Origin of the sequence: Streptomyces uncialis, assembly GCF_001905345.1 — a bacterium.
Lineage (GTDB): Bacteria > Actinomycetota > Actinomycetes > Streptomycetales > Streptomycetaceae > Streptomyces > Streptomyces uncialis.
This window is the reverse complement of the sequence record NZ_LFBV01000009.1, coordinates 165,937-186,758: the sequence shown is the minus strand read 5'-3', so window position 1 is coordinate 186,758 and position 20,822 is coordinate 165,937. Positions and strand designations below refer to the sequence as shown.

The following is a 20,822-nucleotide window of genomic DNA, read 5'->3' as shown; positions in this document are numbered from 1 at the left end:
TCCGACTGTTTGGAATCGCACAGCCTGACGTGCTGGAATGCGCTGAACTGCCCAGTAGCCAAGGGCAGCCCGGAGACGACGATGCGGCACAGGATCGGTGCCGGCGCCGAGAGGTTGTTGGTCGAGTGAGGCGAAGCAAGAACGGTCCCGAGCCCTCGGCGCGGGGCAATTTCACGCCGCCGCCCCGAGCGGCCGGGTCCGACGCGTCCCGGCCCGGCTCCACCCCACCGCCTCCCGCCGGACCCACCGGCGGACGTCTCTCACCGCGCAACTGGCGGGTCCCGACCCGGCTGAACGCCATCCTCCTGATACCCGTCCTCGTCGGACTCGTCATGGGCGGGTTCCAGGTCAAGGGATCGATCGACACCTGGAACGAGGCGGAGGACGCGGAGGCGACCGCCCGGCTGGTCCGGGCCTCCCTCACCTACGCCAACCAGCTGCTCGACGAACGCGATGTCTCCGCCGTGCCCCTGCTCCGGGGCCGCACGGACGACCCGGCCGTCATCAAGGCCCGGCAGGAGACCGACAAGGCGGCGAACGCCTTCGACACCGCCGCCCGGGACATGCCCCGCAAGGACGGTCTGCTGCGCAGGCTGGAGACCTTCCGCAAGGTCGAGGGCGATCTCGCCGACCTGCGCGCCGACGCCTACACCGCCAAGCTCCCCGGGGTGCAGACCGAGGAGGGCTACGTCGAGGTCCAGCACCCGCTGATGGAGTTCGCCAACGAGCTCGGCCTCGGCACCGGCAACATCACCAGCTACGGCCGGACCGTGTACGCCATCTCGCTGGGCAAGGCCGCGGCCTCCCTCCAGCGCTCCGTCGGTACGCACATCCTGGTCGAGCCCGGCCCCGCCCCCGCCGACCTGGCCCGCCAGCGGCTCGCCCTCAGCAGCTATGCCTACCTTGAGGGCATCGCCATGGACGAGTACGCGGGGGGCGGCACCCCCGAGGACATGGCCGAGCTGGAACGGGTCACCGCCAAGATCAAGAGCGATCACGAGGCCCAGGTCGAGAAGGCCGCCGCCGAGGCCACCGCTAGCGGGACCGACTACGAGGCACCGCCCTCGACCACCGAGATGGTGGCCGCCATGGCCGCCCTGCCCGACACCTCCAAGGGCGCCCGCGAGAAGCTCGCCGGTGACGGCGTCACCGCCGACAACTGGTGGGCGGTGAACACCCTCAAGTTCAACGGCTACCGCACCATCGAGGCGGACCTGGCCGACAAGGCCGTGAACGAGGCCGCCGGCATCGCGGACACCGCGCGCCGCGACACCCTCATCACCGGCGGGGCCGTCGTGCTCGCCCTGCTCACCGCCTTCGTCCTGGCCGGACTCATGGCCCGGCAGATGAGCCGGGCCATGCGGCAGCTGCGCAGCGCCGCGTTCGGCGTCGCCGAACAACGGCTGCCGATGCTCGTCGACCAGCTCTCGCGCACCGAGCCCGGCCGCGTCGACACCCGGGTCCAGCCGATCCCGATCCACACCACGGACGAGATAGGCGAGGTCGCCCGCGCCTTCGACCAGGTGCACCGCGAAGCCGTCCGGCTCGCCGCCGAACAGGCCCTGCTGCGGGGCAACATCAACGCGATCTTCACCAATCTCTCCCGCCGCAACCAGTCCCTCATCGAGGGCCAGCTCACCCTCATCACGGACCTGGAGAACAACGAGGCCGACCCGGACCAGCTGGAGAACCTGTTCCGGCTCGACCACCTCGCCACCCGGATGCGGCGCAACGGCGAGAACCTGCTCATCCTCGCGGGCGAGGAGCCGGGCAGCCGCTGGGACCAGCCGGTCGCCCTCGTCGACGTGCTGCGGGCCGCCGCCTCGGAGGTCGAGCAGTACGAGCGGATCGAGCTGTCCGGGGTCCCCGAGGCCGACATCCACGGCCGCTCGGTCACCGACCTGGTGCATCTGCTCTCCGAGCTGCTGGAGAACGCGACGACGTTCTCGTCCCCGCAGACCAAGGTCAAGGTCACCGCGACCCGGCTGCCCGACGGCCGGATCATGATCGAGATCCATGACAAGGGCATCGGGCTGACCCCCGAGGACTTCGCGGACATCAACCACAAGCTGGCCAACCCGCCGACCGTGGACGCCGCGATCTCCCAGCGCATGGGCCTGTTCGTGGTCGGCAGGCTCGCCGACCGGCACGGTATCCGCGTCCAGCTCCGCCCCTCGGGCGAGCAGGCCGGGACCACGTCGCTCGTCATGCTCCCCGATGTCATCACCCACGGCGGCGGCGGAGCGGCGCACCCCGGCGACGGCCCGGCCGGCGTCCCGGCGCCGCAGACGCAGGCCGGGCTCCCCGGGCCGCAGGCCGTCCCCGGCCCGCAGTCCTACCAGCAGCCCCCGCTGCGCACCGCCGCCGAACTCGGCTTCGACGACAGCCGCTACGCCGCGGTCCCCGACGGCTCCGGCGATCCCGACCCGGTCGGCCGTTCCCTGCTGCGCGAGGAGCGCAGGGCCGCGCAGGAGGCCGGTGACGGCCGCCCCGGCACCGCCGAAGGACCGGGATACGCCCCCGGTTACGGCGCGGACACCCAGCAGCCGTACGACGGGTACCCGCAGCCGGACGGCTACGACCAGCCCACCGGTTACGACCCGCAGAGCGGCTACGCGCCCTCGCCGGACGGTTACACGCCTTCGCCGGACGGATACACAGCCCCGTCCGACGGATACGAACCGGCCACGAACAGCTACGAGCCCACCCGGCGCGGCGGCTACGACGACCCCTTCTTCCAGTCGGCCGGCGAGTACCGGCAGACCCCGTATCCGGACGCGGCACAGCAAGATCCGGCCGGATTCGGGACGGACCCCTACAGCGGCTACGGCACCGGCGCCCCCCAGGCCGACCAGCAGCCCCTGAACGGGTACCCGCAGGGCCTCCAGCAGGAGGGAACGCCCTATCCGGAATCCGTCGGGCCCGCTGACGCGGGTGCGCCGGAACGCGTAGGCTTCGACCGTCCCGGTACGGCCGCGTCCACCGGACAATCGCTGACCGGCGCCGGTCTGCCGCGACGCGGTTCCCCAGCGGACGGCAACGGCGCCGCGAGCGAAGACCGGCCATGGCCGGCGGACCCCGTCCGGGACGACGGCGGTCAGGAACGGGCGGAGCAGGACGAGCCGTCCGGGACCGACGGCACCGGTGTCGTGGACTGGCGCTCGACGAACGACGAGCGGTGGCAGCGCGCCGAGCAGCTCCGTAAACCCAAGGCGGGCGGGGTCACCTCCTCCGGGCTGCCGCGGCGGGTGCCCCGGGCCAACCTGGTCGAGGGCACCGCGGAGCAGACCCCGCAGGGCGGCCCCCAGGTCTCCCGGGCCCCCGAGGACGTCCGGGGCAGGCTGAGCAATCTGCGCCAGGGTGTTCAGCGGGGGCGTCAGGCGGGGAGTGAGAAGAACGGCCAGAACACTGAGGACGACCGCAGTGGTTCTGGGAGTACCTACGACCAGGAGCGTTAGTGTGAGCCCGATGAGCCAGGCGGCACAGAACCTGAACTGGTTGATCACCAACTTCGTGGACAACACCCCCGGGGTGTCCCACACGGTGGTGGTCTCCGCCGACGGACTCCTTCTGGCGATGTCCGAAGGTTTCCCCCGTGACCGCGCGGACCAACTCGCCGCGGTCGCCTCCGGTCTGACCTCGCTCACGGCGGGGGCGTCCCGGATCTTCGAAGGCGGCAGTGTCAATCAGACCGTGGTGGAGATGGAGCGCGGCTTCCTCTTCATCATGTCGGTCTCGGACGGCTCGTCGCTGGCCGTCCTCGCGCACCCCGAGGCCGACATCGGTCTCGTGGGGTACGAGATGGCACTGCTGGTGGACCGCGCGGGTTCGGTGCTGACGCCGGATCTGCGCGCCGAACTCCAGGGCAGCCTGCTCAACTGAGCGGTAGGTGCGGGGCCTTCCGGGAATCGGGACAATTCCCGGGCGGGGCGACCCCCACCGACCACGAGGCGATGCGTACGTGTGTCCCTGGGCCGTAAGGTTTCGGGACGCGGCTCCACAGCTCTGGGTGCCCGGTACAGCAGGAGGAGGACGAAGTGGCGACACCCCCGGACGGTTCCTCGGGCAGCTGGCCCTACAGCCAAGGGCACGGCAACGGCTCGCAGAACCCGTACAACTTCCCCTCCACGCCCAGCCCCCGGCATCAGCGGCCCTACCCCCAGCAGCCCCAGGGTCCCTCGCCCTACGAACCGCGCCAACCCCGTGTACCCCGTGTCCCACCCGTACAGCACCAGCGTCGGGCGCCCGAACCGGCGCCCGCGGGTTCCCCGGCCAACCCCCTCGTCCGCCCGTACGCCATGACGGGCGGCCGTACCAGGCCGCGGTACCAGCTCGCCATCGAGGCGTTGGTGCACACCACAGCTCAACCGCATCAGCTCCAGGGGCAGTTGCCGGAGCATCAGCGGATCTGCAATCTCTGCCGTGAGGTCAAGTCGATCGCCGAGGTATCGGCGCTGCTGACCATCCCTCTCGGTGTGGCCAGGATTCTCGTCGCCGATTTGGCGGAGGCGGGCCTGGTCGCCATCCATCAGCCCGGCGGCGACGAGAACGCCGGCGGCCAGCCAGACGTGACATTGCTCGAAAGGGTGCTCAGTGGACTTCGCAAGCTCTAGCGGCGGACCCGCCCGGTCGACCACCAGCGCGAAGATCGTGGTGGCGGGCGGGTTCGGCGTGGGCAAGACCACGTTCGTGGGCGCGGTCTCGGAGATCAATCCGCTGCGTACCGAGGCCGTGATGACCTCGGCCTCGGCCGGTATCGACGACCTCACGCACACGGGGGACAAGACCACCACGACGGTGGCCATGGACTTCGGCCGCATCACGCTCGACCAGGACCTGATCCTCTACCTGTTCGGTACTCCCGGACAGGACCGGTTCTGGTTCATGTGGGACGACCTCGTACGCGGCGCGATCGGCGCCGTCGTCCTTGTCGACACCCGCAGGCTCGCCGACTGCTTCCCCGCGGTCGACTACTTCGAGAACTCCGGACTGCCCTTCGTCATCGCCCTCAACGGCTTCGACGGCAGTCAGCCTTACACGCCGGACGAGGTGCGTGAGGCGCTTCAGATCGGGCCCGACACACCGATCATCACGACCGACGCGAGGCATCGTGCCGATGCGAAGAGTGCGCTGATCACGTTGGTCGAGCACGCCCTGATGGCCCGCCTGCGCTGACCCCGCCCCACCCGAGCCGTCCCGGCCTCCCGGGACGGCTCCCCCGTTCCCGGGCTCCCCCGTTTCCCTGGCTCCCCGGCTCCCTGGGGTTCCACACCTAGGCGTACTTGTTCCCGTGCGGGTCGGACGGGGGTGCGCAGTTCCCCGCGCCCCTGGGTTCGTCCGGCTCGTCGCACTTGTTCCGGTGCGGGTCGCTCGGTGGATGCGCAGTTCCCCGCGCCCCTAGGTTCGTCCGGCTCGTCGCACTTGTTCCCGTGCGGTCGCTCGGTGGATGCGCAGTTCCCCGCGCCCCTAGGTTCGTCCGGCTCGTCGCACTTGTTCCCGTGCGGGTCGGACGGGGGTGCGCAGTTCCCCGCGCCCCTGGGTTCGTCCGGCTCGTCGCACTTGTTCCGGTGCGGGTCGCTCGGTGGATGCGCAGTTCCCCGCGCCCCTAGGTCATCCCCTGTGAACGTACTTGTACCTGTACAGGTGGGTCCGTGGGTGCGCGGTTCCCCGCGCCCCTGGGGGTCCACCGGTGGGCCCGCTTCCTTTGGGGCGCACCCGCTCCCGCAGGTGAATGGCGCGGCCAGGCAGGTGCCCCCGAAGGGGCGCGGGGAACTGCGCGAAGACGAGGACCGGCCCGCGCCCGAGGAACGGCCCGGAGGGGCAGCATCCAGGGGCGCGGGGAACTGCGCACCCACGGACGGCCCGTACGGGAACAAGTACGGCGCGGTGGACGAACCCAGGGGCGCGGGCCACGGAGGGCCGGCCGCAGGGCCCGGAAACGCGCGAAGCGGTTCGTGCCGCGCCGGTCAGCGGGCGCCCCGCACGCGGGGAGCCATGACCGGCGCGGCACGAACCGCGACGGAGACCTCGGACTGCGTCAGCCCTGCCAGCTGTGCGGCGCCCGGAACCCGTGCTGCCGCTCCAGCCGCCGCCACCCCGCCTTGGCCACCCCACGGCCCACGGAGTGCCCCGCCGGAGCCCCGCCGGCGGCGGCCCGCGCGAGCAGGATCGCCGTCAGCGCGGCCACCTCCTCCGGCTCGGCGTACCCCTTCTCCACACGCAGGACTCCGTCAGCGGACGGGGACGGGGAAGCACTCATGGTGATGACTCCAGAGGGGGTCGGACAGCGGGAGGGTGGGTTCGCGCACGTGCGGGCGGCGCGGTGAGGCGGCGGGGCCGGATCACTGCGGAGGGTTGCCGTGCTTCCGCGAGGGCAGATCGGCGTGCTTGTTCCGCAGCATCGCCAGCGACTTCACCAGGATCTCCCGCGTCTGCACGGGGTCGATGACATCGTCGACGAGTCCGCGCTCGGCGGCGTAGTACGGATGCATCAGCTCGGACTTGTACTCCTTCACCATCCGGGACCGCATGGCCTCCGGATCGGCGGCACCGGCGATCTGGCGGCGGAAGATGACGTTGGCGGCGCCTTCGGCGCCCATCACCGCGATCTCGTTCGTGGGCCAGGCGTAGGTCAGGTCGGCACCGATGGACTGGGAGTCCATGACGATGTACGCACCTCCGTACGCCTTGCGCAGGATCAGCGAGATCCGCGGCACCGTCGCGTTGCAGTACGCGTACAGCAGCTTCGCGCCGTGCCGGATGATTCCGCCGTGCTCCTGGTCGACACCGGGCAGGAAGCCCGGGACGTCCAGCAGCGTCACGATCGGGATATTGAAAGCGTCACACATCTGGACGAAGCGCGCAGCTTTTTCGGATGCCTCGATGTCGAGGACGCCCGCGAGGGACTGCGGCTGGTTGGCGACGATGCCGACGACCTGGCCGTCGAGCCGGGCCAGGGCGCAGATGATGTTGCGGGCCCAGCGCTCGTGGACCTCCAGGTAGTCGCCGTCGTCGACGAGCTCCTCGATGACCTTGGCCATGTCGTAGGGGCGGTTGCCGTCGGCGGGGACCAGGTCCAGCAGGACGTCGGAGCGGCGGTCGGCGGGGTCCTCGGAGGTGACCTGCGGAGGCGTCTCGCGGTTGTTCTGCGGGAGCAGCGACAGCAGGTAGCGGACCTCCGCGATGCAGGTCTCCTCATCGTCGTACGCGAAGTGCGCGACGCCGGAGGTCTCCGCGTGGACGTCGGCGCCGCCGAGCCCGTTCTGGGTGATCTCCTCACCGGTGACGGCCTTGACGACGTCCGGGCCGGTGATGAACATCTGCGAGGTCTCGCGGACCATGAAGACGAAGTCGGTGAGGGCGGGGCTGTAGGCCGCGCCGCCCGCGCAGGGGCCGAGCATCACGCTGATCTGCGGGATGACACCGGAGGCGCGGGTGTTGCGCTGGAAGATGCCGCCGTAGCCCGCGAGGGCGGAGACGCCTTCCTGGATACGGGCGCCCGCGCCGTCGTTCAGGGAGACCAGGGGTGCGCCGGCCGCGATGGCCATGTCCATGATCTTGTGGATCTTGGTGGCGTGGGCCTCGCCGAGGGCGCCGCCGAAGATCCGGAAGTCATGGGCGTAGACGAAGACCGTGCGGCCCTCGACGGTGCCCCAACCGGTGACGACACCGTCGGTGTAGGGCTTCTTCGTCTCCAGGCCGAAGCCGGTGGCGCGGTGCCTGCGGAGCTGTTCGACCTCCTGGAACGAGCCGGCGTCGAGCAGCAGCTCGATGCGCTCGCGGGACGTCAGCTTCCCCTTGGCGTGCTGCGCCTCGGTCGCCTTCTCGCTGGGCCCCCGCAGTGCCAGCTCCCGGATCGCGTGCAGTTCGGCCACCCGGCCGCGCGCGTCCGTGGGCTCGTCCCCCGTGAGCCCCGGGGTGTCCGAGGAACCCGGGGAGTCAGTCTCGTCCAAAACGGTCATGTAGCGACCATACGAAGTCGACCGGGGAAAACGGCCCGTCGACTTTGTACAGTGTCCGGCCCGATTTCCTGGTACCCCCGAACAGAACTGCGCGGGGGTGGTCACGAACCTCCTGCTCATGGGTGGGGCGGGTTGTGGGGTTCGCACAAAATACTCAGGCGAGGCTCACCTCGCAGCGGTGGCTCGCGCAGCGGGTGCCGGGGGTGACGCGCAGCCGGAGGCGGTGTCCGGTGGTGAGCACGTCGATGCCGGGGTCGTGGGAGAGCACCCGGCGCACGGGACGGTCCCAGAGGATGCCGAGGGGGCGGCCGGTGCGTGCGGGTTCGCTGATGTGGAGAGTGGCCGTACGGCCGTGGTGGCGGACGAGGACGCTCGCGGGCGCGTCGGCGGTGACTCCCCCGGCCGTGGCGGGCTGCCAGAAGTTCGCGGCGATTAGGCCGAGCGGGTGAACGGCGACGGCCTGGCGGGCGGTGTCGTTGGCGAGGACGGACAGCCAGTGGGCGGTGGCCGCGCGGGCGGTCAGGGTGGCCGCGGAGGCGCCGGGCAGCACGGCGTAGACGTAGGACGCGCCGGTGGGGTCGGTGCCGTGGTCGAGCCAGAGGGTCTGCCAGCGGCGGGTGCGGCGGTCGGACGCGGAGTGGGCGTTGATGTCGGACCAGGCGCCGGTGCGGTCCTCGCGCAGGGTGCGCAGCGGGGCGCCGCCGGGCAGCAGCCAGCCGCCGTGTCCTTCGAGGTGGGCCCAGTGGGGGCGGGGTCCGGGGGCGGTGCGCAGCCGGGGGGTGCCGTCCGCGCCGAGGTTGCGGTTGTCGACGACGGTCTCGACGGGGACGCCGTCGGCGCAGGTGATCCCGGCGCCCAGGCACAGGACGGTGTCGGCGAGGAAGAACCAGGACTTCCTGGCACGCAGGGTGGAGCCGAGCCCGGCGAGGTCCTGGCCGACGGCCGCGTACTCGCCGTCGGTGGTGCCGCCGACCCAGCGGGTGGGGGGTCTGGGCTCGCCCCACTCGCCGCCGGCCCGGTCGGGAAGGCGGCGGGTGGAGACGGTGGTGCCGGGCAGCCGGTACCAGTCGACGGTGGGCCAGTACCAGTCGGTGTACTGGTCGGCGGGGCGGCCGGCGGGCCACCACTGGAGCATTCCGGCGCCGGTGTGCCAGCCGCGGGGGTTCTCCCCGGCGCCGCATTCGTAGTGGGCGACGCGGTCGGAGGCCATGGCGAGCGCGGCGGTGAACGCGGGGCGGCGGTGGACGGCGCGGTCCATGGCGGGGAAGAGCGTGTGGGCGACCGGTTCGGGGGCGGGGGTGAGCGGGCGGGCGGCGACGGCCCGCAGCCGGGCGAGGTCGGCGGGCCCGAGGTGCGGGGAGTCGAGGAGGGGGGTGACGGTGTCGCGGGCGATCCAGCCCTTGATCCGGGCGTGCCAGCGGTCGCGGCGTTCGGGGGTGAGGGCGGGGTGGGTGCTGGCGGCGAGGAGGGCGATGGCGGAGATCACGGTGTGGCCGTGGGAGTGGTCGCCGCGCATGGCGGTCCCGTCCTCGGAGCGCTGGAGTCCGCGGCTGAGGGCGCGGCCGTTCACGATGTCCATCATCAGTCCGTCGAGGAGCAGCGGGGCGAAGGTCCGTTCGACGCTGTCGAGGACGGTCCGGCGGTTCGGGTCGGTGATCTCCCAGGGGGTGCCGTCGAGCAGGACGAGGAGCCGGGCGAGGCCGTCGAGCAGGACCTGGCCGTAGGTGCCGGTGTAGGCGACGCGGGTGTGCTGGAGGAACGACCCGTCGGCGTACCATCCGTCGCCCTCGGTGACGTACGGGAGGACCGGGGAGAGGGCGTCGCGGGCCAGGGCGATCCGGTCGCCGTCGCGGCCGAGCACCCCGCGCAGGGCGACGACCCGGCAGATGTCGACCCGGTTGGCGCCGGTGGAGGTGCCGCTGTAGTCGCGCAGGGCGCTGTCGGGGACGAAGTGGTCGACGGCGGCGCGGATCGCGGCGTGGCGGGCGGGGGTGAGGTGGTCGTGCAGGGCGAGGGCGATGTCCGTGAGGAGGCGGGGGGTGCCGATCCGCCATTCCCACCAGTTGCCGTGGGGCCGGGTGCCGGGGTGGTAGACGGTGGCGAGGTGGTCGAGGCCGTGGAGGGTCGCGGCGAGCAGGTCGGGGGCGCCGGTGCGTCCCGTGCCGGGCTGGACGTACGCCTGGGTCATGGTCCAGAGCCTGCGGTGGCTGCGGGTGATCGCGGCGGGGTCCGTGAAGGGGTGGCCGGGCCAGAGCCGTCCGGGGGCGGGGTCCATGGTGGTGCGCAGCTGCTCGGCGCGGGTGCCGGTGGCGCGCAGCCGGGTCGCGTAGGGCTCGGCGGCCGGGTCGTGTCCGGCGCCGAGGGTGAGGTCGAGCCAGCGGTGGCGCAGGGGGGTGAAGTCGTCGGGGCCGGCGGGCTCCGGGAGCGCGGGGGCGAACGGCGCGCCCGCCCCGGCCAGCAGGAAGGTCCGGCGTGTGGGGCTCATACGGGCGTGCTACCCGGGTGCCGGTCACGGGCCACGCCGCCGGGTCACAAGCACCCCGGGTGGACGGTGTGCGGGGGTGCGGTGCGCCGGGGCCGTCGTATGACAGGGACCCCGCCGGGGCTCGTGGCTCCGGCGGGGTCCCTGGGTCGGGTGGGTCGCTGGTTGTGGGCGGGGTCCCTGGGTTGGGCGGTCCCCTGGTTGTGAGCGGGGTCGCCGAGTCGGGTGGGCCTCCTGGCCGTGGCCAGGGCCGCTGGTCCGGGCGGCGGGTCGTGCTGGGGGCTCCGGGTCGTGGTCGGGGCCGTCCCGATCCGGCGGGTGCCACCCGGGTGGGGCGACGTGCCGGTCAGGGCGACATCCGGATCAGGGCCGCGTACGGATCAGGGCTGTGTGCCGGTCAAGGCGACGTACGGATCAGGGCCGCGTGCCGGTCAAGGCGACGTACGGATCAAGGCCGCGTCCGGGTCAAGGCGACGTACGGGTCAGGGGGCGCAGTGGAACTTCGCGTCGCCCCAGTCGGCGTGGTCGTTGCCGACCCCGTCGCCGCCGTCACCGACGAGGAGGTCGACGTAGCGGGCGCCGGTGACATCGGCGGTCAGGGACCAGGCGGCGTCGGTGGCGCGCAGGACGGGTGACTCCGCCTTCTTGGCGCTGTCGGCGAGGACGGTGAAGCGGACGGTGCCGCGGCTGGTCTGGACGTCGTCGACGCCGACCTGGGCGGTGAGGGCGGTGCACTTGCCGCCGAGGAAGTAGCGGACGCTGGAAGTGGCGTGGGTGCCGAGGCCCTTGGCGTAGGTGACGCCGCCGATCCGCAGCGGGGAGCCGTCGCCGGTGCCGGTCTCGCCGTTGGAGAGGTCGCGTTCGACGGGGCCCCAGCCGTTGGTGCTGTCGGTCCAGTCGAGGTCGCTGGCCCAGGCGTCGCCGGTGGGCGGCGGCGGCAGGGTCCGGACGGTGGTGGCGGCGGTGAGCGAGCGGGGCGCGCCGTCGACGGTGTAGGTGGCGCGGGCCTTCAGTTCGTAGGGGCGGTAGGCGGCGCCGGCGGGCGGGGTGACCTGCCATTCGGCGGTGATCCTCGCGCCGGGGGCGACCGGTCCGGGGGTGGCGGGACCGGCGGGCTCGGCGCTCCAGCCGTCGGGCAGTTCGAGGGTGATCCGCGGGTCGCGGGCCTCGGTGGACTCGAAGCTGGTGAACGTGGCCGTGACCTTGTTGGGGGCGCCGGGCTCCAGGGCCTGGGAGGCGCCGGTCAGGGCGAGGCGGGCGCAGGCGGGGCGTTCGGTGGCGGGGCCGAGGTCGGTGACGGTGAAGTCGTCGAGGACGAAGTCCGCGCCGTCCTCGGCGTCCTGACGCATCCGCAGGCCGACCCAGGTGTCACCGCAGCCCGCGACGACGTTCTCGGTGAAGGTGCCGGTGGTGCGCCGTTCGGGGACGGGGGTGGCGCGGGTCTCGACCGACTGGGCGGCGCCGCCGGTGTTCTGGTCGTAGCCGGTCACCCAGTCGAAGGAACCGGCGTGGCTGGACTGGTAGGCGAAGTCGATCCGGTAGGCGTTGCCGGGCTTGAGGGGGACGGTGGCGGGGGTGGTGCGGTAGACGAGTCCGCCCTTGTCGCCCTCGTGGGTCTTGAGGGATTCGGCGCCGCCGATGACGTCGTCGACGAGTTTCCCGTTCCAGCCGGACTGGGTGTAGGGCGCGTTCTTCTGGGCGATATGGGTGCGCGGGTCGGTGACGCCGCCCGCGGCGCCCTTGGCGAAGGGGCCCCAGCCCTGGTCGACGTTCTCGAAGTCCTCGTGGACGAGGGTGCCGGACTTGGCGGCGGGGTCGTTGCGGACGATCCGGATGTCGTCGGCGCGGACCTTGGCGCCGGAGCCCGCGGCCGCCTCGACGCGCAGGGTGGTCCGGCCGTCGCGGGGCGCGGTGAAGGTGACCTTGGCGCGCTGCATGTTCGTGCTGTGCCAGTCGCTCGCGGCGACGGTGTTGCGCAGGGTGGAGCGTTCGACGGAGACGGACGCGCCGCCCGCGGTCAAGGTGGTGCGGCGGTCCTTGCCGGGTTCGACCTCAAGCCAGGCGGACGCGGTGTAGCGCTTGCCGGGGGTCAGCCCGCTGATCCGCTGTTCGACGGCGGCCTTGCCGGTGCCGGTGAGGGCGGCGCTGTTGCGGCCGTGGTCGTCCTTGTCGCGGGTGACGGTCCCGGTGGTGCGCCAGTCGTCGAGGCGGGCGTCGTTGAAGCCGGGGTCCTTGACGGGGGTGCCCTCGCCCCAGCGGGGGTCGGCGGCCTTCGGGACGCGGCCGTCCGCGTACAGGACGTAGGGCTGTCCGGCCTCGGCGGTGAGGGTGATCCGGCCGTCCTTGGCGCGGACGGTGCCGGCCTTGACCCGGCCGTTGTCCGTCAGCTTGTGGACGGTGTACGAGGAGCCGGGGACCTCCCAGGTGGTGGTGCCGCCGGTCTTGTTGAAGTGGTAGAGCTTGCGGTTCCTGTCGGTGTGCTTGCCGTGCTTGCCCTGGCGGCCGTCGGCCCAGGGCAGCAGGTAGGTGGTGCCGTCGAGGACCTTGCGGCCGTTGTCGTAGTAGGCGCGGGTGCCGTTCTCGACGGTGCCGCGGACGCCGCCGGTGAGGGCGATGTCGTTGCCCTCCCAGCGCAGGATCTTCTCCTGCTGGAGGTACTTGGCGGGCAGGTCCCGCTCCCAGACCGCGGCGTAGAAGTCGTCCCAGTCGTTCTCGCCGGTCCAGCCCTCGAAGTCCTCCAGGATGGTCTGGCCGAGGACGGGGTCGTTGTTCCAGACGTCCTTCTCGCTGTTGCGGATGAACCGGATGATCTTCGAGTTGAGGCCCTTGTTGGTGACCCCGCCGTAGTTGAGGTCATTGGCCCAGTGGGACCACAGGGACTGCCGTTCGAACTTGTCGGCCCACTCGGTGGAGAGGTTCCAGCCCTGGTCGCGGATGGCCTCGGCGGTCTTCTCGGCGATCCAGCCGTGCGAGTAGTACACATCGACGTAGAGCTGCGAGAGATTGCGGTGGGTCTCGTCGCGCAGTTCCTTGAAGCGGCGGGCGAGCTCCCCGCTGTTCACATCGCGGCGCTGGTCGATGTAGTAGCTCTGGTTGAGCCAGTTCCATCCGGGCTTGTTCTTGTCGACGAGCTTCTCGCTGAAGTTCTTCGCCTCGGGGTACGCCTCGGTGGCGTTGATGTGGACGCCGAAGGTGGCGCCCCACTTCTCGCCGTCCCGCAGCAGCTTGTTGAGGTCGGTGAGGCCGCCCGCGCGCTTGTTGATGTCGCCGCCGTAGTCGGGGTGCGCCGAGTCGTGGCCCTCGGAGGCGTAGCCCTTGAGCATGGCGAGCTGGCCGAGGCCGTCGGTGGCGAGCGAGATCCGTTTGACGTCGTCCAGGGTCCGCAGGAAGGGGTGGGTGGCCTGGCTGGCGAAGTTGAACGGGATATGGGTGATGACCCGGTCGGGGGTGTCGTCGGCGCCGGGCGCCTTGATGCCGATGCCGCGGAAGGCGATCGCGGCGTCCTGCCAGTCGACGGTCCGGTCGGCGTTGGCGTCGGGGGTGACGACGACCTTGGCCCAGGGCAGCGCGTCCTTGCGGGCGGGCGTGGGTGAGCCCTCGCCGCGGTAGGTCCACTGGCCGGACCGGACGCCGACGCGGGTGGAGCCGTCGGCGGCCTTGCGGGCCTGGTGCCAGAAGCGGGCGTTGTCCCCGGCGGTGGCGCCGGACGGCTTGTCGTACGTCGAGTTGGACTCGACGGCGGCGGCGAGCCCGGCGGTGTTGACCAGCGCGTAGGCGGCGCCGCGCGGCGCGTAGGCCGGGGTGGCGGGGGTGACGTCGGCGAAGACGTCGGCCGTGCGGGTCGAGTCGGGGTCGAGCCGGGTGAACGCCGTACGGGCGCCGCCGTCGCCGCTGCCCACGGAGACGAGGTCATGGCCGGGTATGTCGATCGTGCCGACCCGGAACGCCTCGGTGTCGCGGACCGCCGTGACCCGGAAGGTGACGGTACGGCCGCTGACCGACAGCGAGGTGTCGATCTCGACCCCGGGCAGCTCGGGGAAGGTGAGGGTGTACGCGGCCTTGGCGCGCCCGATGTCCGGCGCCGATCCGAGCCGTACGGGCTGGGGCTTGCCGTTGAGGGTGACCTCGGTGATCTCCGCGGTGGAGCCGAGGAGGCGGGCCCCGGTGGCGCGGTCGGTGTACGCGAGGACCCTGGGGAAGTCCTTCGCCACGGTGACGGTGAGCTTGCCGGAGCGGAGCGAGGGGCCGCCGACGGGGTCGGCGGCGGAGGGGGCGGCGTCCGCCGTGGGTGCGGCGGCGGCGACGGGACCGGCCAGGGCGAAGACGGCGGATGAGGCTGCGACCAGCGCACATGCCGTACGGAATCTTCGGGACATGGGGAACTGGGTATCCGCGTCGTCGCCATGGGGTCAACGGACGGGGCGCGTCGCGGCGGCGGCAGTCCAAGTACCGCGTTCCTTTAGTCCAAGTAGGCCCCGCCCGCATCCGCCATCGACGCATACGGAGCGCGTTCGCGCCAGCACACTCCGCTTGCAGTTGAAAGTTGAACGGAATACCGCTAGTGTCATCCTCGTTGAAAGTTCAACCAAAGACCGCTCATCCGGCGGTCACCCCCCACCGCCCCAAGGAGCACACCATGGGTATCTTCGGCCGCAAGAACGCCACCACCGCTGTCGCCACCCCCCAGGCGCCGGGCCCCGGCCTCGCCACCCTGAGCGGCACGTACACCCTCGACACCGCCCACACCACCATCGGCTTCGTGGCCCGCCACGCGATGGTCACCAACGTCAAGGGCGGCTTCCAGGACTTCACCGGCACGCTCGACCTGGACGGCACCGACCCGGCCAACTCCTCCGCCCGTATCGACGTGGAGATGGCAAGCCTGGACACCGGCAACGCCGACCGCGACGGCCACCTCAAGAGCGCCGAGTTCTTCAGCATCGAAGAGCACCCGAAGATGAGCTTCCGCTCCACCTCCACCGAGTTCCTGGGCGGCGACGACTACCGCATCACCGGTGAGCTCTCCCTGCTCGGCACCACCAAGCCGATCACCATCGACCTGGAGTTCAGCGGCGCCGCGACCGACCCGTTCGGCAACGAGCGCGTGGGCTTCGAGGGCAAGGCCGAGCTGCTGCGCTCCGAGTGGGGCCTGACCTGGAACGCCGCGCTGGAGACCGGTGGCGTCCTCGTCTCGGACAAGATCAAGCTGAACTTCGACATCTCCGCGATCAAGAGCGCCTGACCCCCGTCCCGACCCCCCGCCGGAGTCCGCCTCCGGCACCCGGGCCACCGTGCCCCGGACCCACGACGGTCCCCTTCGAGCGCGCCCGCCTTCCGCTTCGCACCACGAGCGAGAAGGCGGGCGCTCGTCTTTTTGCAGTCGCACACCGCTGACCGATAAAGAACCAGCTCGATCCCGGCCATCCATGTCCGAAAGCAGCCTGTCGGGTGACTCCGCGCCTGGCTAGGCTCACGCTGCGCCAATTCAAGGTGCAGAAAACAACAGAATCGCCGGGTGATAAACCGGACCCGGCACGGAGGATTTCCATGCGCGTTTTGAGAAAGTCGATCTCCCTGGCCCTCGCGATACCGGCGGCGGTGACGGTCGTCCTCGGTATGGCGCCGCAGGCGCAGGCCGACGCGGGCACGGGCTGCCCGAACTGGGAGTACGACTGCGGGGAGTTCTACTTCAACAGCCACCAGACCGGATCACGGGTGGTGTTCCGGGGCACGAACGTCCCCGACCTCGCGGGCTACCACTTCCTGACGGCCGGCGCGGGCAAGGGCCAGCTCGTCAAGAACAACGCGGCCTCGTTCCACAACGCCAGCGTGCGCGACGCCGCCGTCTTCTTCAACAGCGGCTACACCGGCCCCTGCGACAGCTTCGCCAAGCGCACCGGCACCGCCCGGCTCAAGAACACGTACAACGACAACGCCTCGCTGCGCTTCGGCGCCGCCCCCTCGAACTGCCACCGCTTCTCCTGACGGCCACGGGACCCGGTCCGATGAGACGACAGGCGCTGTCCGCGCTGGTCCTGGCCCTGCTGCTCGGCTGCTCCCCCGGCGCACCACCGCCGGACGGCACCGCCCGGCCCACCGGCGCGCCCGGCACCGCGACCCATCGGGCCGGCCCCCCGCCCGACCCCGGCGAGAACGGGGCCGGCACGACACTGACCGCCCGGCTCCCCATCGCCCGCTACAGCTACAGCGACGACGAGTACCTCGCGATCACCGCCGCGGAACTGATCCTCGCCCGCGACTGCGCCCGGCGGTACGGGGTCACCTACGACCCGCCGCAGGCCACCGCGGTACTCGCCCCGCCCTTCGCCGACCGCCGGTACGGGATCTCCAGCGCCCGCGAGGCCGCCCGCTGGGGCTACCACCTCCCGCCCCAGCCGGACCCGGCGTCGGACAGTGCGCTGAGCGCCGCCGAACAGCTCGTGCTGTACGGGCGGCGGGCCGACGGGGAATCCCCGCGGGACGCGACGCACCGGGGCCGGCGGGTGCCGGCGCACGGCTGTCTCGGTGAAGGGGTGGAGAAACTCAGGAAACCTTACGAATTCAGCGCAGGTGCGGACGCCGCGAGCCGTATCGCCGCCCGGAGTTTCGTCCGGTCGCGCCAGGATTCCCGGGTACGGGCGGCGCTGACGGAATGGGCCGCCTGTATGCGCGAGAACGGCTTTTCCTACGCCTCCCCCATGGACCCGCTGAAGAATCCGGCATTCCAGAGGAGCGGTATCTCCCGGCAGGAGAAGGAGACCGCCCGAACCGATATCGCCTGCAAACACCGCACACGTCTGCTGGAGACCTGGTTCGAGGCGGAGGCCCGCGTCCAGCGCACCGCGATCGCCGGTGACACCGCCCGGCTGGAACAGCTCCGGGGACTGCATCTGGCGAAGGTGCGGGAGGCCCGCCGGATCGTCGCCGGAGCGGACCGGGACCGGGAGGCCGGTACGGACACCTGACCCCTGCGGGAGCCCGAGCGGGCGGTCGGCGGGGTCCGCTCGGGTACCCGGTCCAGCGGGCGTCAGGGACCCCCGCCCACGCACCCGGACCGATGGGGGTCGGAAACCGCCACCCGGATGCCCAGGGCCGGTGGAGGCCGGGAACCGCGTCCCGGGCGGCGGGAACCGGCGGGGTCCTCAGAAGCCGCCGCCGAAGTCCCCGCCCCCGCCGCCCCCGCCGAAGTCGCCGCCGCCGTCCCCGAAGCCACCGCCGCCGAAGTCGTCCGGGCTGAAGTCCGCGCCGGACACCTCACCGCCGTCGTACCCCGCGCCCGGCCCGAAGTCGCCGTAGCCGGAACCGTAGTCCGCCGCGTACGCGGGACTCGCCATCATCCCGCCGAGCATCGTGCCCACCAGCAGCGTGGGCAGCAGACCCGCGGCGAAGTAACCGCCCGCCCACGGCCCGTACGCCGGGCCCGCGTCGTAGTACGGACGGCGGCCGTGCTCCGTGTCGACCTCGCGGATCATCGGCTCGGCGCCCTCCCGCAGCCGGGCCGCGTCCGCCGCGCACACCGGCACCTCGCGTTCGGCCCCGCCCGCGGGCGCCCAGCGGACGTCCTCGGTGGACGGACCGTGCCGCGGGTCGAAGAAACAGGGGCCCCGGCGCTCCGGGACCGGACGGCCCGCGCGGCGGGCGGCGAGCACCGCCAGCGAGAACCTGCCGTCCTCCAGCGCCCCGGTCACCGGCCGTACGTCCTCCGGGCGCCGGGCGGCGGCCATGGACGACTTCGCCTTCTCGTACGCGTCGAGCGCGTGCTCGTAGTCCCCGCGCATCGCGTCGTCCGCGCCCGCCTCGGCCGGATGGAAGTCCAGCCGGTCCAGTTCCTCGCCGAACGCGGTGATGTCCTCGTCCACCACCACCCGCAGCTTGTCCAGCGCGGCCCGCTGCTCCTCCTCATGACGGCGGCGGTTGCGCCGGGACACCGCGTACAGGCCCGCGCCGCCCAGCACCACGAGGGTGCCGACACCGATCACCGTGCCGGTCGGGAACGACGAACCGGGGTCCCCGCCCCAGGAGGCGGGCGCGCTGCCGCGGGCCGTGGGCAGCGCCCGGTCCACGAAGTCGTTCAGCTGCGCGTTCGCGGAGGCGTCGCCCTCGACGCTGCGCACCAGGTTCCCCACGGCGGTGCGCGACATCACGGCGCTGTCGGCGTGGGCGTCGAAGCGGTCACCGAGGCGCACCGCGTACACCCCGGTGATCCCGGTGTCCGTCCGCAGATCGGTGAAGAGGTCCTTGGTGGGGAAGTCCGCGGGCAGCACCGCGACGAAGACCGGTTTGCCGGCGTCCTCGATCTTCTTCGTGAGGGCGTCCGCGTCCGCGGTGGAGAGCTGGCCCGACGCCGCCGGATCGACGTAGACAGGGCTCTCGCGCAGCGCGTCGGCGACGACGGCGATATCGGTGGCGGTGACGGCCACCGGGGCACCACGGGCGGCCGGAGGGGCGGCCTCGGCGGCGGCGGCCGGGGCCGACAGGGTGAGCACCACGGGCAGCACGGCCGCGGAGATCAGGGCGAGCGCCGGGCCCCGGAGTGACCGGAGTCCTCGCGACAGAACGGCGTCCATACCCTCGACGCTACCCGATGTGCCCGTTGTCACCCTGATGGAGCGGATTCACCGTATTGGTCCGACCACGGTCCCGGGGTGCCTGCGCGGGCACCCCGGGGAGCGGGACTGCTCGCGGGCTACTCCGTCGGCTCGACGCCCGCGCGCAGCAGGCCGTAGGTGTAGGCGTCCTCCAGGGCCTGCCAGGACGCGGCGATGACGTTGTCCGCGACACCGACCGTCGACCAGTCGGCCTCGCCGTCACCCGTGGAGATCAGGACCCGGGTCGTGGACTGGGTGCCGTGGCGGCCCTCCAGGATGCGGACCTTGTAGTCCACCAGCTCGAACTTGGCCAGCTGCGGGTACAGCCGCTCCAGGGCGACCCGCAGCGCGCGGTCCAGCGCGTTGACCGGGCCGTTGCCCTCGGCGGTGGCGACGATCCGCTCGCCCTTGGCCCAGAGCTTCACGGTGGCCTCGTTGGCGTGGCTGCCGTCGGGCCGGTCCTCGGTGATCGCGCGCCAGGACTCCGTACGGAAGTAGCGGCGGGCCCGGCCCTCGGCCTCCTCGCGCAGCAGCAGCTCGAACGACGCGTCGGCCGCCTCGTAGGTGTAGCCCTTCAGCTCGCGTTCCTTGACCCGGTCGACGACCCGGCCGATCAGCTCGCGATCCCCGCCGAGATCGACGCCGAGCTCCTTGCCCTTCAGCTCGATGGAGGCCCGCCCGGCCATGTCGGAGACGAGCATCCGGATGCGGTTGCCCACCAGCTCCGGGTCGATGTGCTGGTACAGGTCCGGGTCGACCTTGATCGCGGAGGCGTGCAGTCCGGCCTTGTGCGCGAACGCGGAGACGCCCACGTACGGCTGATGGGTGGCGGGCGTGAGGTTGACGACCTCAGCGATCGCGTGGGAGACCCGGGTCATCTCCTTGAGCTTGCCCTCGGGCAGCACCTGGCGGCCGTACTTCAGCTCCAGGGCGGCGACCACCGGGAAGAGGTTGGCGTTGCCGACGCGCTCCCCGTAGCCGTTCGCCGTGCACTGCACATGGGTGGCGCCCGCGTCGACGGCGGCGAGGGTGTTGGCGACCGCGCAGCCCGTGTCGTCCTGCGCGTGGATGCCGAGCCGGGCACCGGTGTCGGCGAGGACCGTGGCGACCACGGCGTGGATCTGGGCGGGGAGCATGCCGCCGTTGGTGTCGCACAGGACGACGACGTCCGCGCCCGCGTCGCTCGCGGTGCGGACCACGGCCTTCGCGTACTGCGGGTTGGCACGGTAGCCGTCGAAGAAGTGCTCGCAGTCGATGAACACCCGGCGGCCCTGGGCGACCAGGTGGGAGACGGTGTCGCGGACCATCTCCAGGTTCTCCTCCAGGGTGGTCCGCAGGGCCAGTTCCACATGGCGGTCATGGGCCTTGGCGACCAGCGTGATCACCGGGGCACCGGACTCCAGCAGCGCCCTGACCTGCGGGTCCTCGGATGCCTTGGCTCCGGCGCGGCGGGTCGCGCCGAAGGCGACGAGCTGGGCGCTGCCGAAGGTGATCTCCTGCTGGGCGCGGGCGAAGAACTCGGTGTCGCGGGGGTTGGCACCCGGCCAGCCGCCCTCGATGAACCCCACCCCGAAGTCGTCCAGGTGCCGGGCGATGGCCAGCTTGTCCGCCACCGTGAGGTTGATGCCCTCGCGCTGCGCTCCGTCGCGCAGGGTGGTGTCGAAGACGTGGAAGCTGTCGTCTGTGGGCTGACTGCTCATTGCGGGGTGACTCCTGTCGGGTGCGTGGCTCCGGAATACGTGGCTCCACTTGCCCCCATCCTCGCGTGCTGGTCGCCTCCGGCGGGGTTTG

General features: G+C 71.9%; 13 protein-coding genes. 7 read left to right on the top strand and 6 right to left on the bottom strand.

The window, feature by feature from the left end; translation table 11 throughout:
* The first annotated feature begins 125 nt into the window (after positions 1 to 125).
* The 4 genes from AB852_RS29465 to AB852_RS29450 all read left to right on the top strand — a co-directional run bounded on the left by AB852_RS29465 (position 126) and on the right by AB852_RS29450 (position 5,175).
* Positions 126 to 3,458 carry a sensor histidine kinase gene (locus tag AB852_RS29465; protein WP_073793274.1) on the top strand — a complete coding sequence of 1,111 codons (3,333 nt, stop codon included), beginning with the start codon at positions 126 to 128 and terminating at the stop codon, positions 3,456 to 3,458.
* A 10-nt stretch (positions 3,459 to 3,468) separates the two neighbouring features.
* A complete protein-coding gene (locus AB852_RS29460) occupies positions 3,469 to 3,882 on the top strand; it encodes a roadblock/LC7 domain-containing protein (protein WP_073793419.1) in 414 nt (137 codons plus the stop codon).
* A 155-nt stretch (positions 3,883 to 4,037) separates the two neighbouring features.
* A complete protein-coding gene (locus AB852_RS29455; RefSeq protein WP_073793273.1) occupies positions 4,038 to 4,613 on the top strand; it encodes a DUF742 domain-containing protein in 576 nt (191 codons plus the stop codon).
* Positions 4,594 to 5,175 carry a GTP-binding protein gene (locus AB852_RS29450; protein ID WP_073793272.1) on the top strand — a complete coding sequence of 194 codons (582 nt, stop codon included), beginning with the start codon at positions 4,594 to 4,596 and terminating at the stop codon, positions 5,173 to 5,175. The genes AB852_RS29455 and AB852_RS29450 overlap by 20 nt, the downstream gene beginning before the upstream one ends.
* An 862-nt stretch (positions 5,176 to 6,037) precedes the next feature.
* On the opposite strand, the gene AB852_RS29445 is transcribed toward AB852_RS29450, so the two are convergent.
* From AB852_RS29445 to AB852_RS29430, 4 genes are all read right to left on the bottom strand, one after another.
* A complete protein-coding gene (locus AB852_RS29445; protein ID WP_073793271.1) occupies positions 6,038 to 6,259 on the bottom strand; it encodes an acyl-CoA carboxylase subunit epsilon in 222 nt (73 codons plus the stop codon).
* Positions 6,260 to 6,341: 82 nt separating this feature from the next.
* Positions 6,342 to 7,961 carry an acyl-CoA carboxylase subunit beta gene (locus AB852_RS29440; RefSeq protein WP_073793270.1) on the bottom strand — a complete coding sequence of 540 codons (1,620 nt, stop codon included), beginning with the start codon at positions 7,959 to 7,961 and terminating at the stop codon, positions 6,342 to 6,344.
* 154 nt (positions 7,962 to 8,115) lie between these two features.
* Positions 8,116 to 10,446: a polysaccharide lyase 8 family protein gene (locus AB852_RS29435; RefSeq protein WP_073793269.1), complete on the bottom strand. Its 2,331-nt coding sequence runs from the start codon at positions 10,444 to 10,446 to the stop codon at positions 8,116 to 8,118.
* Positions 10,447 to 10,925: 479 nt separating this feature from the next.
* Positions 10,926 to 14,819, bottom strand: a complete 3,894-nt coding sequence (locus tag AB852_RS29430; protein ID WP_073793268.1) for an endo-alpha-N-acetylgalactosaminidase family protein — start codon at positions 14,817 to 14,819, stop codon at positions 10,926 to 10,928.
* 260 nt (positions 14,820 to 15,079) lie between these two features.
* On the opposite strand from AB852_RS29430, the gene AB852_RS29425 reads away from it, so the two are divergent.
* The 3 genes from AB852_RS29425 to AB852_RS29415 all read left to right on the top strand — a co-directional run bounded on the left by AB852_RS29425 (position 15,080) and on the right by AB852_RS29415 (position 17,408).
* Entirely contained in the window at positions 15,080 to 15,685 is a 606-nt protein-coding gene (locus AB852_RS29425) for a YceI family protein (protein ID WP_073793267.1), read from the top strand.
* Between the two features lie 305 nt (positions 15,686 to 15,990).
* Positions 15,991 to 16,428 carry a peptidase inhibitor family I36 protein gene (locus tag AB852_RS29420; protein WP_073793266.1) on the top strand — a complete coding sequence of 146 codons (438 nt, stop codon included), beginning with the start codon at positions 15,991 to 15,993 and terminating at the stop codon, positions 16,426 to 16,428.
* 20 nt (positions 16,429 to 16,448) lie between these two features.
* The gene (locus tag AB852_RS29415; RefSeq protein WP_073793265.1) at positions 16,449 to 17,408 is read left to right on the top strand and encodes a hypothetical protein; all 960 of its coding nucleotides are present in this window, start codon (positions 16,449 to 16,451) and stop codon (positions 17,406 to 17,408) included.
* A 177-nt stretch (positions 17,409 to 17,585) separates the two neighbouring features.
* Here AB852_RS29415 and AB852_RS29410 read toward each other — a convergent pair whose 3' ends face one another.
* Positions 17,586 to 19,010: a hypothetical protein gene (locus AB852_RS29410; RefSeq protein ID WP_107499381.1), complete on the bottom strand. Its 1,425-nt coding sequence runs from the start codon at positions 19,008 to 19,010 to the stop codon at positions 17,586 to 17,588.
* A gap of 119 nt (positions 19,011 to 19,129) precedes the next feature.
* The gene (gene cimA, locus AB852_RS29405; protein WP_073793264.1) at positions 19,130 to 20,731 is read right to left on the bottom strand and encodes a citramalate synthase; all 1,602 of its coding nucleotides are present in this window, start codon (positions 20,729 to 20,731) and stop codon (positions 19,130 to 19,132) included.
* Between the last annotated feature and the right edge of the window lie 91 nt (positions 20,732 to 20,822).